The organism is Tepidiphilus olei, assembly GCF_006980705.1.
In the GTDB taxonomy this organism is placed as follows: domain Bacteria; phylum Pseudomonadota; class Gammaproteobacteria; order Burkholderiales; family Rhodocyclaceae; genus Tepidiphilus; species Tepidiphilus olei.
Genome location: NZ_SBHO01000002.1, coordinates 328,682 through 344,388, shown reverse-complemented (window position 1 = coordinate 344,388; position 15,707 = coordinate 328,682). Strand labels below are relative to the sequence as shown.

Here is a 15,707-nt window from a genome sequence, read left to right as displayed (position 1 = left end):
CAAGGCGCTCACGCGCTACGGCTTCATCCCCGCCAGCGCCTGAGCGGTCTGTCTTGAATTTCAATGGCTCGCGAGAGTCAGGCCCTTGCTCGTCCTGGATGAGGGGTCTTTCACGTTAATGAGCCGATAATGTTTTCTTAAGATTCACACATCGAAAGGAGGCCACGATGAAGCCCAAGATCACGCCGACGAGCGTAGAGGTCCATTTTGCGCCCGACGAAATCATCACAGGGTAGGCGCGATGGTGCAACAGACCCGCGCGATGAGTGAGCAAGCCCAAACCGTCAGCGACGAAGTCGAGGGGTTCGAGAACCGCTTCGAAGCGGTGGCACGTTCGGCAGAGGCGATGATCGTAGCGGTCGAACGCGCCAAGGATTTGGCTTTCACCTCCTTGGTGAAACTCGATCACATCATCTACATGCAGCGCGGTTACGTAGCAGCCGAACGAAGCGGCCAAGGAGAAGAAGCCCAGGCAGTCGGCTCAGATCACACGCAGTGTCGCCTGGGCAAATGGTATTATGAGGGTTATGGTAAGGAACACTTCTCCAGCACCCCCGCTTATCGCGCCCTGGAAGAACCTCATCGACGCGTCCACGCCGGCATACATGCCGCCATCGAACAAGCGAAAAAGAACTGGCTGCGTGATGCCGCCATCTTGGATTCCATCGTTACGAATATGCGCACTGCCGAAACCGCCAGCCAGGAGGTCATCCGCCTCATCGGCGAGATGGTGCAGCAGAAATATGGTGAATCCCTCTCCGCCCCTTCCAAGGCTACCAAGGGTTCACCGAGCCGAAGGGCGAGCCGGGCGAGCGCGGCATGAAAGGGCTTTTCCTCACCATTCTCAGGAACATCGTCTATACTAAAACGATATCCCTCTGTGTAAGGAGAAGACCCATGAAGAAACTGCCCAAGATCCTGCTCTTCGCCACCGCCATGGGGCTTGCCGGCGCTGCCGCCGCTCAGGCCCTAAAACCGGAAGACAAAGTGAAGTTCCGCCAGGCCGCCTACACGTTCATGGCCTGGAACATGGAGAAGATCAAGGCGCAGGTGGTCGACGGCAGCGCCCCCTTCGATCAGGCCCAGGTGGCGGCAGCGGCCAACGCCATCGCCGCGGCCGCCAATTCAGGCATGGGCGCGCTCTACAGCCCCGACACGGTGGGCGTCGTCGGTTTCCACAAGAGCCGACTGAAAAAGGAATTCTTCGAGCAACCCGACCAAGTGCGTGAGATCGCGATCAATTTCACCGAACAGGCAAACAAGCTCGCCGAAATCGCCGCGATGGGCGACAAAGCCGAAATCGCCCAGCAATTCGGCGAAGTGGGCAAAGCCTGCAAGGCCTGCCACGACAAGTTCCGCATGAAGGATTGAATCTTCACCAATCCATCCCCGGCGTCGGCGCCACGGGCGCGGGCGCCGGGATCCAGGCGCCGCTCGCCAGGTACACCACGGCGAGCGCCACCGCCACGGTGAGCGCGAGGCGCAGCAGGTAGCTCACGTTGCCCCATTGCACTCGGGGTACCTCCGCCAGCCCTTCCGGCAAGGGACGATAGCCGGTGATCATGGGGCGCACCAGGTCCTCCTTCTTCACCACGGCATAGAAGACGATGGCGCCCACGTGCAGCAGCACGATCAGCCAGAGGAGCGGTTCGAGCGTCCGGTGCCAGTGCGTGAGGCGGATCTGCCAATCGGAATCGACCAGTGTCGCCAGAGGTCCGCGAAAGGCGATCTCGTCGTAGGTGAAAAGCCCCAAGAGCGCCTGCAGGCCGAAGAGTCCGAGGAGCGCCAGCACCGAGAGCGCCCCCAGGGGATTGTGCCCCACGCCATGCCATTGCCCGCGCACATAGGCGAGGATCTCGCGGGGTCCGCGCACGAAGGCGCAGAAACGCGCCGTCTGCGGCCCGACGAAGCCCCACTGCAGCCGCCAGACGATGAGCCCTAATACCGCCAGCCCGAAGCCCTGGTGCCAGCGCATGGCGTTGCCGCCGATCTTGACCGAGACGACCGCGCCGACCACGCAGGCGACCAGGGACCAGTGAAAGAGCCGCAGCGCCGGATCCCAGACGGGGATGTCGCGGTTTTCATGTGCCATCGTCTTCTCCTCACTTGCACGGAATACGCTCGTTCACTTCAGTAAAGCATCTTTGCGGCGGGAAAGCACTCTCTCGAGTGCCTCGCACGTCGCCCCGCTTGCCCGCCGTCGCAGGGATTCCACGGTTCCCTGGTGAACCAGTCGACCGCCTTCGTCCCCGCCACCGGGGCCGAGGTCGATGAGCCAATCGGCTTCGAGCCACACGTCCGGGTCGTGTTCGATGACCACCACCGTGTGGCCGTTCTCCACCAGGCGGTGCAACACGTGCAGCAGTTTCTCGATGTCGGCGAGGTGCAGCCCTACGGTGGGTTCGTCGAGCAGATAGAGGGTGGGAGTGTTCGCCGGTCGGGAGAGCTCGGCGACCAGCTTGAGCCGCTGCGCCTCCCCGCCGGAGAGGGTCGGGCTGGGCTGCCCCAGGCGCAAATAGCCCAGGCCGACTTCTTCCATCCAGCGCAGCGGCCGCGCGATCGCGGGATGGGCGGCGAAGAATTCCGCCGCCTGTGCCACCGTCATCGCCAGCACGTCGGCGATGCTCATCCCGCGCCAGCGCACCTGCAGGGTCTCGGCGCGGTAGCGGCTGCCGCCACAGGCCTCGCACGGTTCGCGCACGTCGGGCAGGAAGGCCATCTCCACCGTGATCATGCCCTGCCCCTCGCACACCGGGCAGCGGCCCTCGCCGGTATTGAAGGAGAACCACGCCGGGGCCCAGCCGCGGGTCCGCGCATCCTGCGTCTCGGCGAACAGCCGACGGATGGGATCGAACACCTTGAGGTAGGTGGCCGGGCAGGAGCGAGGGGTCTTGCCGATGGGGGTCTGGTCGACTTCGAGCAGCCGCGTGAGCGCTTCGCCGCCTTCGAGGCGCTCGCAGCCGATGGGTCGGCCCTGACGCAGGCTCTCGGCGAGCACCTCGCGCACCAGGGTCGATTTGCCCGAACCGGACACGCCGGTGACCACGATGAGGCGTGCGAGCGGCAGACGCACATCGATGCCCTGCAGGTTGTGGCGGCGTGCCCCGCGCACCCACAGGCTCGCCGTGTCGTCGGCGACGGGTCGCGGCAGTGCGAGCCGGTGCGCGATGGGCGTGCGCAGCATCTTGCCGGTGAGCGAACGCGGCGAGGCGAGAATGACCGGCAGCGGCCCTCGAGCCACTACTTCACCGCCGTGTTCGCCCGCGCCGGGGCCGAGGTCGATCACCTCGTCGGCGCTGCGGATCATCGCCTCGTCGTGTTCGACCACCAGCACGGTATTGCCGCGGCGCTGCAGTCGGCGCAGCATGGCGATGAGGCGTTCGTCGTCGCGCGGGTGCAAACCGATGGTGGGTTCGTCGAGCACGTAGCACACGCCGCGCAGGGTCGAGCCGAGTTGGGCGGCGAGCCGGATGCGCTGCGCTTCGCCCCCCGAGAGCGTGGGCGCGGCACGCTCGAGCGTGAGGTAACCCAGCCCTGCTTCGCACAGGAAGGCGAGGCGCTGCGCGATCTGCGGCAAGACTTCGGCGGCGATGCGCCGGCTGCGTTCGTCCCACTGCGCGACGGCCGTATCGAACCACGGCGCCAGGCGCGCGAGCGGCAGGCGCGACAGCTCCGGCAGGCTCGTCCCCTGTAGCCGCACGGCGCGGGCGTAGGCGTTGAGCCGGCTGCCGCCGCACTCGGGACAAGTCTGCGCTGTGACGAGACGGCCCTCGACCTCGCACTCCGCATCCAAGGACAGCGGCCGGCCATCGCGCAGCGTCGCGCTTTCGCCCAGGAGTTTCCGGCCGGTGCCGAGGCAAGCCGGGCACCACCCCAAGGGCGAATGCTGCGAGAAGAGGCGTGGATCGAGGGGCGGAGCGCCCTGGCCGCAAGAGGGGCAGACGTGGGCGCCGGCGAAGAGGTGCCAATGCCCCTGCCCGTCGCGCACTTTCACGCCTTCACCCGCTTCCAGCGCCTGCTGCACGGCCCGCTGTAAGGCGTCCCCATCGGCGGATTCGAGCCGGGCGATCGGCAGGTCGATGTCGTGTTCGCGGTAGCGGTCGAGCTTGGGCCAGGGATCGGTGGGCACTTCCTCGCCGTCGACGAGCAGTGTCGTCACGCCCCGTCGTGCCGCCCAGGCAGCCAATTCTTTATAGATCCCCTTGCGGCGCCGTACGAGGGGCGCGTAGAGGGAAAGCGGCGGGGGCAGGTGCGCCAAGCGCTGTGCCAAGGATCCGGCGGCGAGCGACTCGAGCGGCACGTCACAGGAAGGGCAATGGGGCGTGCCGAGGCGGGCATAGAGGAGCCGCAGAAAAGGGGCGATCTCGGTGAGCGTGCCCACCGTGCTCTTGTAGCCGCCGCGGCTGGTACGCTGTTCGATGGCCACGGTGGGCGACAACCCTTGGATGCGACCCACCGCGGGGGGTGGGGGCGGCTGCACGAACTGGCGCGCGTAGGCATCGAGCGCGGTGAGATAGCGCCGCTGCCCTTCGGCGAAGACGATGTCGAAGGCGAGCGTGGATTTGCCCGAACCGGACACACCCGTGACCACGGTGAGCCGCTCTCGCGCGATCGTCACGTCGAGGTGTTTGAGGTTGTGTTCGTGCGCATCGAAGATCTCGATCGCGCGCGGTGGCGCGGGACCGTACAAAGGGGTCGGCTCGGCGGCAAGGGGCAGGGGCGGGGCGATGAAGACGCCAGTGCGCTCGCGCAAAGCCCGGCCGGTGGCGGTCTCGGCCGTGGCGAGCCGGGGCGGGGGGCCTTCGAAGACGATGCGACCGCCTTTTTCCCCTCCTTCGGGGCCCAGTTCGATCACCCAATCCGCGGCGGCGATCACGTCAAGGTGATGTTCGACCACCACCACTGCCTCGCCCTGTTCGACCAGTTCCTCGAGCACGCGCAGCAGTCGCGCCACCTCGTGTTGGTGCAGCCCCGTGGTGGGTTCGTCGAGCACGTAGAGCGTCTTGCCGCCGCGGCGACGTTCGGCGAGCCGCGCGGCGAGCTTGAGGCGCTGGGCTTCGCCACCGGAGAGCGTCGGCGTGGGCTGCCCCAGCCGCAGATAGCCTAGCCCGAGCGCGACGAGCGGCTGCAGGCGCACCATGGCCGCCTTGGCCCCGGGCGAGCGGGAAAGCAGCGCCAGCGCCTCGTCCACCGTGAGCCCCAGCCATTCGGCGGCGTTCTTGCCGGCGAGCCGCACGCGCAAGACCTCGTCCCGGAAGCGCCGGCCGTCGCACACCGGGCAGCGCAGGTAGACGTCGGCAAGGAACTGCATCTCGACGTGTTCGAACCCCGAACCGCCGCAGGCGGGACAGCGCCCCTCGCCCGCGTTGAAGCTGAAGCTGCCGGCGGTGAAGCCGTGGGCGGCGGCTTCGGGCTGGGCGGCGAAGGCGCGGCGCAGCTCGTCCCAGGCACCGGTCACCGTCACCGGCATGGAGCGCGCGCTCTTGGCGAGCGGCGTCTGGTCGACCCAGACGAGATCGGCGAGCGCCTGCGCTCCTTCGAGCGCATCGTACGGTCCCGGGGCCTCGGCCTCGCGCCCGAGCGCCCGGGCGAGCGCCGGTACGAGCACGTTTTCGACCAAGGTGGATTTGCCCGAACCGGAGACCCCGGCGATCACCGTCAACCCCGAGAGGGGCAGCGCCAGGTCGATGCTTTTCAGGTTGTGCTCGCGCGCCCCGTAGAGTCGCAGCCAAGGACTTTCGCCCACCTCGCGCGGGGTTCGCTCCGCCTGCACCCGCAAGCGACCGCCGAGATAGGCGCCGGTGAGAGAGGCCGGATGCGCGGCGACGGCGGCGGGCGGACCTTCGGCCACCAGGCGCCCCCCTTGGGCCCCGGCACCCGGCCCGAGGTCGATCACCCAATCGGCCGCGGCGATCACCTGTGGGTCGTGCTCGATCACCACCACCGTGTTGCCCAGATCCACCAGCCGGCGGATCGCGCCGATGAGCCGCGCCACGTCGCGGGCGTGCAGTCCGGCGGTCGGCTCTTCCAGCACGAAGAGCGTCTCCACCAGCGAAGTGCCGAGCGCCGTCGTCAAATGGATGCGCTGCAATTCCCCACCCGAGAGGGTGCGCGAGGCGCGATCGAGGGTGAGGTACCCCAGGCCCACTTCGCACAGATAGCTCAGGCGGGTCTCGATTTCCTCGAACACCTGCCGCAGGGTCTTGCCTTGGATGCCGGCCGCGCAGCGGCGCACGAAGGCGGCCGCCTCCTCGACCGGCAGGGCGAAGAGTTCGGGCAGGTCGTGGCCGGGAAGGCGTCCGGGTGGCGGTGCCTCGTCGGCGGCGATCAAACGCCAGGCGAGCGCTTCCGGTTTGAGGCGCGCGCCGTGGCAGTCGGGGCAGACGGTGTAGCTGCGGTAGCGCGACAGCAGCACCCGCACGTGCATCTTGTAGGACTTGGATTCGAGCCACTCGAAGTAGCGGCGCACGCCGTACCAATGCTGCGGCCAGCTCGTCTCCCAATCGATCCAGTCGGGGTCGCCTTCGAGCACCCAGCGCCGCTCCGCCTCGCTCAATTCGCGCCAGGGCACGTCCAGACGCACGCCGGCGGCCGGAGCGAGCATCTCCAGTTCCTGCTGGCATTGCGCCGAGAATCCTCCCTGCCAGGGACGGATCGCCCCTCGGCGCAGGGAAAGCGACGGGTCCGGGATCACCTTGTCCCAATCGATGCCGATCACCCGCCCGAAACCACGGCAGGTCGGACAGGCGCCCACCGGCGAATTGAAGGAGAAGAGACCCGGCGAGGGGTCGAAAAAAGTCCGATCGCAAGCCCCGCAGTAGCGCTCGCGGCGGTATTCCCGTGCGGGAATCCGCTCGCAAAAGAGGGGCTCACCCGTCTCCGCCGGCTCACCCAGCCGATTTCGCAGTTCGTCCCAGTCGGCCACCGCCAGGCGCCCCTGTCCCTGGGCGAAAGCCGTTTCCAGCGCTTCGAGCAAACGCCGTTCCTCGACCGAGTCGAGGCGAAATCGATCCTGCACCACCCACCACCACCAACGTCCGTCCCCTGCGGGCGTGCGGGCGACGACGCGCGCGTAGCCTTGGGCGGCGAGCCCGGCGCGCACCGTCTCGGCGGGCAGGCGTTCGGGCACCGGCACGGGGAAGAGCACGGCGAGCCGCGTCTGGGCAGGATGACGCCGCCTCAGGTCGGCGGCCACCGTCTCCGGCGTGTGCGGTACGATCTCCTCGCCGCAGCCGGGGCAGAAGAGGCGCGCGGCGCGGGCGTAGAGCCATTTGGCGTGATCGGCGATCTCGGTGAGCGTACCCACCGTCGAGCGCGAAGTGCGCACGCTGGTGCCGCCTTCGATGGCGATCGCCGGCAGTACCCCCTCGACCTCGTCGACCTCGGGTGCGTCCAGGCGCTCGAAGAACTGGCGCGCATAGGGCGAAAAGGTTTCGACGTAGCGGCGCTGCCCCTCGGCGTAGAGCGTCTCGATCACGAGCGAGGATTTCCCCGCGCCCGAAACACCCGTTACGGCAATGAACCGCCCCGTGGGCAGGTCGACGTCGAGTCCTTGCAGATTGTGCTGGCGCGCGCCGCGGATGCGGATACAGGAGGCAGTGGATCTTCCCTCGTTTTCGTGCATGGGTCCCCGTGCGTTGCGGCCGACGAACCCGTCGGCGATTCCTGCGATCATAGCAAGTACGCCGCTATAATGCGATTCGCGCCACCTTTCGCCGCGCTCCCATGGAAGCCTTCCTCACCGCCACCGGGCTCGTCGCGCTCGCCGAAGTCGGCGACAAGACCCAGCTCCTCTCGCTCGTGCTCGCCGGGCGCTATCGTGCGCCGTGGACGATCTGCGCGGCGATTTTCTTTGCCACCCTCGTCAATCACGCCGGCGCCGCGGCGCTGGGCGCGGCGGTGACGCAGTGGCTCGGGCCGGACGTGCTGCGCATGGTCACCGCCCTTTCCTTCGTCGCGCTGGGGTTGTGGATGCTGGTACCGGATACGATCGACGAAGACGAGACGAAGACGCGGCCGGCGGCAACGCTCACCCGCATCTTCACGATCGTGTCTTCCGCGTTCTTCCTTGCCGAGATGGGGGACAAGACGCAGATCGCCACCGTGGCGCTCGCCGCGCACTATTCGCCCTGGGCGGCGGTGGTGACCGGAACCACCGTCGGCATGATGCTCGCCAACGCCCCGGTGGTGTGGTTCGGCGAGCGGATCACGCGCCGGCTGCCGGCCAAGACGATCCACCTGGTCGCGGCGCTCGCCTTCGTCCTGCTCGGCATCGCGGCCTGGTGGTGGTGATCAGCCGAAGCGCCCGGTGATGTAGTCCTCGGTCTGTTTCTTGCGCGGGCGCACGAAGAGCTCGTCGGTGCGACCGAACTCGACGAGCTCACCCAGGTACATGAAAGCCGTATAGTCCGAGATTCGCGCCGCCTGCTGCATGTTGTGGGTGACGATGAGAATGGTCACTTTTTCCTTGATCTCGGCGATGAGCTCCTCGATGCTCGCCGTGGCGATGGGGTCGAGCGCCGAAGTGGGCTCGTCGAAGAGAATGATTTCCGGGTCCGAAGCGAGCGCCCGGGCGATGCACAGGCGCTGCTGCTGGCCGCCCGAGAGGTTGAAGGCCAGATCGTCGAGCCGATCCTTGACCTCTTCCCACAGCGCCGCCCCGCGCAAGGCTTCTTCGACTTTCTCCTCCAGCACCGAGCGGCGTTTCTCGCCACGCACCATCAGGCCGTAGGCGACGTTCTCGAAAATCGTCTTGGGGAAGGGGTTGGGTTTCTGGAACACCATCGAGATGCGCATGCGGATCTCGATGGGGTCGACTTCGGGCGAGACGAGGTTGACGTCGTCGGGATAGAGACGGATCTCGCCTTCGTAGCGGTTACCGGGATAGAGATCGTGCATGCGGTTGAAACTGCGCAACAAGGTCGATTTGCCGCAGCCGGACGGCCCGATCAAGGCGGTGACCCGACGTTCGGCCACCGGCAGGTCGACGTTTTTCAGGGCCTGGTTGTCGCCATAGAAAAAATTGAACTTACGCGTCTCGGCCTTGAGCGTCTCGGTGACCATCGCAGCGTTGTCGTCCAGGGTTTTTGGTTGGTTCATACGGTCGATTCCGTCGAGAAATTGAGGTCGTTCACCATTTCAGCTTGCTGCGGATACGGCTGCGCAGCCAGATGGCAATGCCGTTCATCAATAGGGTTGCCACGATGATGACGATGCCGGTGGCCGCTGCATTGACGTGAAACGCGGTCTGCGGACGCGACAGCCAGTTGAACATCTGGATGGGCAGCACGGTGAAAGGCGAAAAGAGCCAATCGAAGGGACCCGCAGGGGGATCGCCGGTGAACGGAATCGGTGGCAGGAAAGCGATGAAAGTGAGCGCGCCGATGGTGATGACGGGCGCCGTCTCACCGATGGCGCGCGACAGGCCGATGATCACCCCGGTGTAGATGCCACCCGAAGCGTAGGGGACGAGGTGATCGCTCACCACTTGCCAGCGCGTCGCCCCCAAGGCATAAGCCGCCTCGCGGATGGCCACGGGAATGGCGCGCAGCGCCTCGCGGGTGGCCACGATGACGATGGGCAGGATCATGAGCCCGAGGGTGAGGCCGGCCGTGAGGATGCTATGCCCTAAACCGAGGATATAGACGAAAAGCCCCAGGGCAAGCAAGCCGTAGATGATGGAAGGCACCGCCGCGAGATTGGTCACGTTGATTTCGATGAGCTCCGTGATCCAGTTTTTCGGCGCGTATTCTTCCAGATAGATGGCCGCGGCCACCCCGAGCGGCACAGCGGTGAACGCGGTCACGACCATCACCAGGGCCGACCCGACCCAGGCCGAGAGAATACCCGCTTCCTCGGGCCGCCGCGACGGGAAATTCAGGAAGAAATCGGGGGTGAGCCGCTGCCAGCCGTCGATCACCAGATCGACGAAGAGGAGCATGAGGACGAGCACCCCCACGGTCGTGGCCAGCAAGCCGATGGTGCCGATGATCAAATCCCAGCGATGGTTTCGGGCGATGATCGTTCGCAACCGAGGACCCTGTGTCTCCGCCATCTCAATACACCTCGCGAATGCGCCGGCGCAGCATTTGGCCGATCAGGTTGAAAAACAAGGTGATCACCACGAGCACGAGCCCGACGGCGAAAATGCTCTGGTAGCCGATCGAACCGTGCGGCAGATCGCCCATGGCCACCTGCACGATGTAGGCGGTGATCGTCGCCGCGGGTTCGCGCGGATCGAAAGTGAAGTTGGGTTGCTGACCGGCGGCGATGGCCACGATCATCGTTTCGCCCACCGCCCGGGAAATCCCCAGCACGAACGCAGCCATCACCCCAGAGAAGGAAGCCGGGAGCACCACCCACATCGCCGTTTGAAAACGCGTGGCCCCCATGGCGTACGAGCCTTCGCGCAGCGCCATGGGCACGGCGCGCATCGCATCCTCGGCGATCGAAGCCACGTAGGGCACGATCATCAATCCCATCACCAGACCGGCGCTGAGCATGTTGAATCCGGGCAGCCCCGGAATGAGTTTCTGCAGCAGCGGCGTGACGAAGAGCAATGCGAAATAGCCATAGACGATGGTCGGCACGCCGGCGAGCAGTTCGAGGAAAGGTTTGAGCACCTCCGCGAGTTTCGGCGGAGCGAATTCGGATAGATACATCGCGATGAGGAAGCCCAGCGGGCCGGCGACGAGAAAGGCGATGGCGGAAGTCACCACCGTGCCGACCAGCAGCGGTAGCATGCCATACCTCGCACGCTCGAAGAGCGGCGTCCATTCGGTGCCGGTGAGAAACTCCACGAGCGAGACGTGTTCGAAGAACGTCGAGGCCTCGTAGAGCAAAATGGCGACGATGGCCACCGTCACCGCCACGGCGCAAAATGCCGCCACGAAAAGGATCGCCTCGATGATGCGTTCCTTGCCGTTGCGCACGTGGCGCATGGTGCGGATACGGTCGAGATAAGGAGAGGAAAGACTACCGCTACCACCCGTGTCGGTCGTCGTCATTGAATCGCTCATGGTCTGTCTGACCGTAGTAATAAGGATCGAACGATGAAAAAGCCATCGGCTGGCAATCGCGAGCCGATGGCGTGGCAATGCAGCTTACAGGTGCTTCTCACGCTGCAGCAATTCCTCGACCTTCAAACCGACGTCGGGCACACCGCCGAAAGCCGTGCCCGTTCTCATCGCCTTGAAGTTCTCCATCGCCAGCTCATAGGCTTGGCTGGGCAGATCGACGTAGCCCACTTCCCTGCTCAGCTTGGCAGCGTGCTGCAGATAGAATTCGACGAACTCTCGCACCTCCGGTTTTTCCTGGGCGGCCTTTGCGCTCACGTAGATGAAGACGGGGCGAGACAGCGGCTGGTACGAGCCGTTATTCACCGTTTCGACCGAGGGAGCGATGGCCGGCGAGTTTTCGTCTTTCTTGATCTTGACGGCCTTGACCTTGTCCTTGTTTTCCATGTAGTACGCCATGCCGAAGAAGCCCAAAGCGCCCACGTCGCGGCTGACGAACTGTACGATCACGTTGTCGTCTTCGGAAGCCATGAAATCACCCCGGCTCGACTTCGACTTGCCGACGATGGCTTCGGTGAAATAATCGAAGGTGCCGGAATCGGCACCGGGACCGGCGAGCTTGAGCGGATGATCAGGGAATCGCTCGGAGACCTTCTTCCAGTTGTCGACCACCCCTTGCGCGGAAGGCTCCCACATCTTCTTGAGCTCGGCCACCGTCATTTCCTCGGCCCAGGTGTTCTTCGGGTTGATCACGACGGTAATGGCGTCATAAGCCACCGGCAGCTCGATGTACTCGATTCCGGCCTGGCGGCACACTTCCATTTCCGACTTGAGGATGGGTCGTGATGCCCCGGAAATGTCCGTCTCGCCACGGCAGAATTTCTTGAATCCACCCCCGGTGCCGGAGATCCCCACCGTGACCTTCACCGTGCCTTTCTTCATTTTTTGATATTCCTCGGCCACGGCCTCGGTCACCGGATAGACCGTGCTCGATCCGTCGATCGTGACGATCTTCTGCTGTGCCTGAGCGGCACCGACCGCACCCACCAACGCCAGTGCTCCAAGCAGTACGCTTTTGGAGAATTTCATGGAACGACTCCTTGTTCGAGAAAGGGGCTTTGCAGGGACGAACGTCCCGACCCGGAGAGTCTAGAGTGCGATTGTTACGAGCTTGTTAAATTTTAACGCGATCGTCGCTTCGATGAGCATGGAGACCCGTCTTGCATCGAAGGAATTTCCTGCAAGACGCCAATGCCGAACGCGGCCCAGCCGGCGAGCAGCGCCGTGCCGCCTAACGGCGTCACCCACACCAGCGGCCACCATTGCGTAAAGGCATAAGCGTAGAGGCTGCCGCAGAAAGCGATCACCCCGCCCGTCCACAACCCCGCCGCGAGGCTCAAGGCCCGGTTCCTCCAGCCCGCGGCTCCCAGCACCCCCAGAGCGAAGAGCGCCAGGGCATGGACGAACTGGTAGAACACCGCCGTTTGCACGTTCTCGTAGAGCGCGGCGGCAAGGTGCGACCGCAACACATGCGCCCCGAACGCGCCCATGGCTACCCCCAGAAAGCCGAAGCACGCCGCGGCCAGTAGCGGGAAGCGGGAAGCCGTCATCACCCTTGTCACGAAACCTCCTCGAACGAGGAAACGGCCCGTTTCCTCCATTCCCAACCCGCCACCAGCGAGCCGCCCACGATCGCCAGCGCCGCAGCCTCGAGCCGAGCACTGGGTTCGGCCAAGCCCAACACGACCAACAACACAACGGAGATGAGCGGGGCCGCGTATGAGAGCACTCCAAGGAGCGCGATGTCCCCGTGCTTGACGCCATGATCCCAGGTGAAGAACGCCATCCCCACCGGACCCAACCCCAAGGCGAGCAGGGCGCACCAGCCCATTGCCCCGTCGGGCCAGAGGGTCGGCTCCCAAGCGAAGTGCGCCATCCAGGCAAGGAGCGCCGTCGCTCCGCAGAACCACCCTACCGCCTCGCTCGGCACGCGCGGCAACAAACGCGAGAGCACGGAATAGGCCGACCAGATGAGGGCGCAGGCAGCGGCGAGCAGATAGCCCCTCACGTACGTCGAATCGAAACCGGCGTTGCCCCCGAGCAACATCCACACTCCACCGAGCGCCAGCGCCGCTCCGACGAGGTGGCGCACCCGCAAACGAGCACCGGGCAACAAGGCGGCAAAGAGCACGATCAGAAGCGGCCATAGATAGGCGATGAGGCTCACCTGCACCGCGGGCGCCCGCTGCATGGCGGCAAAATAACAGGCATGGTAACCGAAGAGCCCGCCCACCCCCAGCAACCACGCGGCAAGCGGCTGACGCGCCCGGGCAAGGCCCCAGTGCCCCTGCAGACGCCAGCGCAGCAGCATGAGGGCGAACGCCAGGGTGAAACTGGCGGCGAGCAGCTGGAACGGCGGGATGCGCCCGCCGGTGAGCGCCGTGAGCGGCGCGAGCGTCCCCCACAGGACGATGGCGCTCGCTCCGATCAGGGTGGCGCGAACGACGGGTTTCATTTTTTGCACCGACCGGAAGATCGCGCAATTCTAACCGCTCGGCGCCCTTCCCCGTAGCAACGGGGCACCGCTCTGGGCCCCATCCTCGATCGCTTCGAGACGTTTCCCTAGCTTGCGATCTCCTCAAAGGGTGCGGTGGTGAAGTGCTCGATCCACCGCACCGAGGATTGGGTCTTCGGTGTCACCCATTCGAAGCAAGATCACCTGCCATGAAACTGGGGCGTACGCCGCTGCTGGAAAGCCGCCAACGCCTCACCCGCGTCTTCCGTGGTCAATACCACCCCCATGTGCGAAGAGATCAGGTCGAGCGCAGTGCGCAGGTCGCAGTCCCGACTCTGGTAGACGGCGCGCTTGATGAGCCGCACCGCCAAGGGGCTCTGCGCTGCGATCCGCTCGGCAAAGGCCTGCGTCTCGCGTTCGAGCACCTCATCGTCATAAACTCGATTGACGATGCCGATACGGAGGGCTTCATCGGCGTCCACGAAATCGCCCGTCCACATCAATTCGAGCGCTTTCGCATGGCCGACGAGGCGGGGTAGGAAGTAACAGCCACCATCTCCGGGAACGGCACCGATCTTGATGTATCCTTCACTGAATTTGGCCGAACGTCCAGCAAAACGCAAATCACACATCAGCGCCATGTCCATACCGGCACCCACTGCCGTACCGCGTACGGCGGCAATCACCGGTTTATCCATGTCGTTCAAGGTGAGCGCGATGCGGTGGATGCGATTCCACAAAAGCGTCTTCCATGCCAGTGCGCTTTTCTTTGCATAGAGCTCGTCCATCACCGCCAGATCGACGCCGGAGCAGAAACTACCGCCGTTGCCGGTGACGACGACCACGCAGACATCATCGTCCTTGCTCGCCTCTTGCAGACGGGCCGCCCATTCGTCGATCATCTCGAGCGTGAAGGCGTTTTTCAGTCTCGGTCGATTCAGCCGGATCCAGGCCACGTGGTTTACGACTTCGTAGATCAAATCGCTCATCTTCCCCTCTCTCCTCTGACATTGGCCGCGGTGGTCTTACCGCAACCCCAAACCCCGTGCGATGATGCCGCGCAGGATCTCCCTAGCTCCCCCGCGCAAAGAAAACGACGGGGCGAGCATCACCAATCGCGCCAAAGTGGCGGACAGCTCGTCCTTGGCACCCAAGGAAGGTTCGACCGCCACCAACGAACGAATGATGTCGGCGACTTCTTGTTCGAACACGCCACCCAAATCTTTGACGAGGCTTGCCTGCAGATCGGGTTTCTCCTGGCGCTGCAGCATCCCCGCCACCGAACGAGAAAGGCGACGCAGTACGACGAGCTGGGCCGTCATGCGTCCGATCGCCGCTTGGGCCGCATCCGAAGGCGCATCCCGTAGGGCCCGCACCGCCTCGACCATGGCGACGAAAGAAGACAAGAAGCGCTCGGGGCCACTGCGCTCGAACGCGAGCTCCTCCATCAGCTGCTTCCAACCGTCCCCTTCCTTACCCAAGAGCGCCGAGCGCGGCAGAAAGACGTCTTGGAACACCACTTCGTTGAAATGATGCTCGCCGGAGAGATCGGCGATCGGCCGCACCGTGATGCCGGGCGTCTTCATGTCCACCAAAAACTGACTGAAACCGGCATGACGATCTTCCTGAACCCCTGTACGGCAGAAGAGCACCATGTAATGACAGAGATGGGCATTGGTGGTCCACACCTTGGTGCCATTGACGACATAGCCGCCCTCGACGGGAGTGGCGCGTGTGCGTACGCTGGCCAGATCCGAGCCGGCATCCGGTTCGCTCATCCCGATGCAGAAAAAACACTCTCCCGCAGTGATACGCGGCAGGATCTCGCACCGTTGCTCCTCCGTGCCATACTTCAGCAACAAAGGGCCGCTTTGTCGATCGGCGATCCAGTGCGCACTCACGGGGGCACCAGCCGCCAACAATTCCTCGAGTACGACGTAGCGCTCCAAGGCGCTGCGCTCATGCCCGCCATAACGCTTGGGCCAGGTCATGCCGATCCAGCCACGCTGCCCCAATTTGCGACTGAAGGAAGCATCGAACCCCATCCACGAGCGGACGCGTTCGCGCGGCGGCAGATGGGCAAGCTCTGCGGCGAGGAATGCGCGAACTTCTTGGCGCAAGGTCTCGAGCTCAGCGGTGGTCGGAGGAGGGGATGGAAACGCAATGGCAATCATGAG

The 15,707-nt window shown here is 64.8% G+C and carries 13 protein-coding genes; 3 read left to right on the top strand and 10 right to left on the bottom strand.

Features of this window, described 5'->3' with window-relative positions; all coding sequences use genetic code 11:
- The first annotated feature begins 241 nt into the window (after positions 1–241).
- On the top strand, positions 242–823 hold the full coding sequence (locus EPD80_RS04765; protein WP_142809828.1) for a CZB domain-containing protein: 582 nt from the start codon (positions 242–244) through the stop codon (positions 821–823).
- A 74-nt stretch (positions 824–897) separates the two neighbouring features.
- Complete coding sequence (locus EPD80_RS04760) at positions 898–1,371, top strand: c-type cytochrome (protein WP_142809826.1); 474 nt, start codon at positions 898–900, stop codon at positions 1,369–1,371.
- A 4-nt stretch (positions 1,372–1,375) separates the two neighbouring features.
- Here the strand turns inward: EPD80_RS04760 and EPD80_RS04755 are convergent, their stop codons facing one another.
- Both EPD80_RS04755 and uvrA read right to left on the bottom strand, forming a co-directional pair.
- Positions 1,376–2,092 (bottom strand): cytochrome b/b6 domain-containing protein, encoded by a 717-nt coding sequence (locus tag EPD80_RS04755; RefSeq protein WP_142809824.1) that lies wholly within the window; start codon positions 2,090–2,092, stop codon positions 1,376–1,378.
- Positions 2,093–2,125: 33 nt separating this feature from the next.
- Entirely contained in the window at positions 2,126–7,624 is a 5,499-nt protein-coding gene (gene uvrA / locus EPD80_RS04750) for an excinuclease ABC subunit UvrA (RefSeq protein WP_142809889.1), read from the bottom strand.
- A 101-nt stretch (positions 7,625–7,725) separates the two neighbouring features.
- Here uvrA and EPD80_RS04745 point away from each other — a divergent pair, with 101 nt between their 5' ends.
- On the top strand, positions 7,726–8,292 hold the full coding sequence (locus EPD80_RS04745) for a TMEM165/GDT1 family protein (protein ID WP_142809822.1): 567 nt from the start codon (positions 7,726–7,728) through the stop codon (positions 8,290–8,292).
- Here the strand turns inward: EPD80_RS04745 and pstB are convergent, their stop codons facing one another.
- The 8 genes from pstB to EPD80_RS04705 all read right to left on the bottom strand — a co-directional run bounded on the left by pstB (position 8,293) and on the right by EPD80_RS04705 (position 15,704).
- The gene (gene pstB, locus EPD80_RS04740) at positions 8,293–9,063 is read right to left on the bottom strand and encodes a phosphate ABC transporter ATP-binding protein PstB (RefSeq protein ID WP_142804276.1); all 771 of its coding nucleotides are present in this window, start codon (positions 9,061–9,063) and stop codon (positions 8,293–8,295) included. It lies immediately after the preceding gene.
- Between the two features lie 67 nt (positions 9,064–9,130).
- Positions 9,131–10,054 carry a phosphate ABC transporter permease PstA gene (gene pstA / locus EPD80_RS04735; protein WP_142804070.1) on the bottom strand — a complete coding sequence of 308 codons (924 nt, stop codon included), beginning with the start codon at positions 10,052–10,054 and terminating at the stop codon, positions 9,131–9,133.
- A 1-nt stretch (position 10,055) separates the two neighbouring features.
- Positions 10,056–11,006, bottom strand: coding sequence for a phosphate ABC transporter permease subunit PstC (pstC, locus tag EPD80_RS04730; protein WP_142809820.1), 951 nt, complete (start codon positions 11,004–11,006; stop codon positions 10,056–10,058).
- A 96-nt stretch (positions 11,007–11,102) separates the two neighbouring features.
- Entirely contained in the window at positions 11,103–12,104 is a 1,002-nt protein-coding gene (locus tag EPD80_RS04725; RefSeq protein WP_142804068.1) for a PstS family phosphate ABC transporter substrate-binding protein, read from the bottom strand.
- Positions 12,105–12,196: 92 nt separating this feature from the next.
- Entirely contained in the window at positions 12,197–12,637 is a 441-nt protein-coding gene (locus tag EPD80_RS04720; RefSeq protein ID WP_221928846.1) for a DUF423 domain-containing protein, read from the bottom strand.
- Entirely contained in the window at positions 12,634–13,530 is an 897-nt protein-coding gene (yddG, locus tag EPD80_RS04715; RefSeq protein ID WP_142809818.1) for an aromatic amino acid exporter YddG, read from the bottom strand. Before yddG ends, EPD80_RS04720 begins: the two co-directional genes overlap by 4 nt.
- A gap of 200 nt (positions 13,531–13,730) precedes the next feature.
- Positions 13,731–14,519: an enoyl-CoA hydratase/isomerase family protein gene (locus EPD80_RS04710; RefSeq protein ID WP_142809816.1), complete on the bottom strand. Its 789-nt coding sequence runs from the start codon at positions 14,517–14,519 to the stop codon at positions 13,731–13,733.
- A 36-nt stretch (positions 14,520–14,555) separates the two neighbouring features.
- Positions 14,556–15,704: an acyl-CoA dehydrogenase family protein gene (locus EPD80_RS04705; protein WP_142809814.1), complete on the bottom strand. Its 1,149-nt coding sequence runs from the start codon at positions 15,702–15,704 to the stop codon at positions 14,556–14,558.
- Between the last annotated feature and the right edge of the window lie 3 nt (positions 15,705–15,707).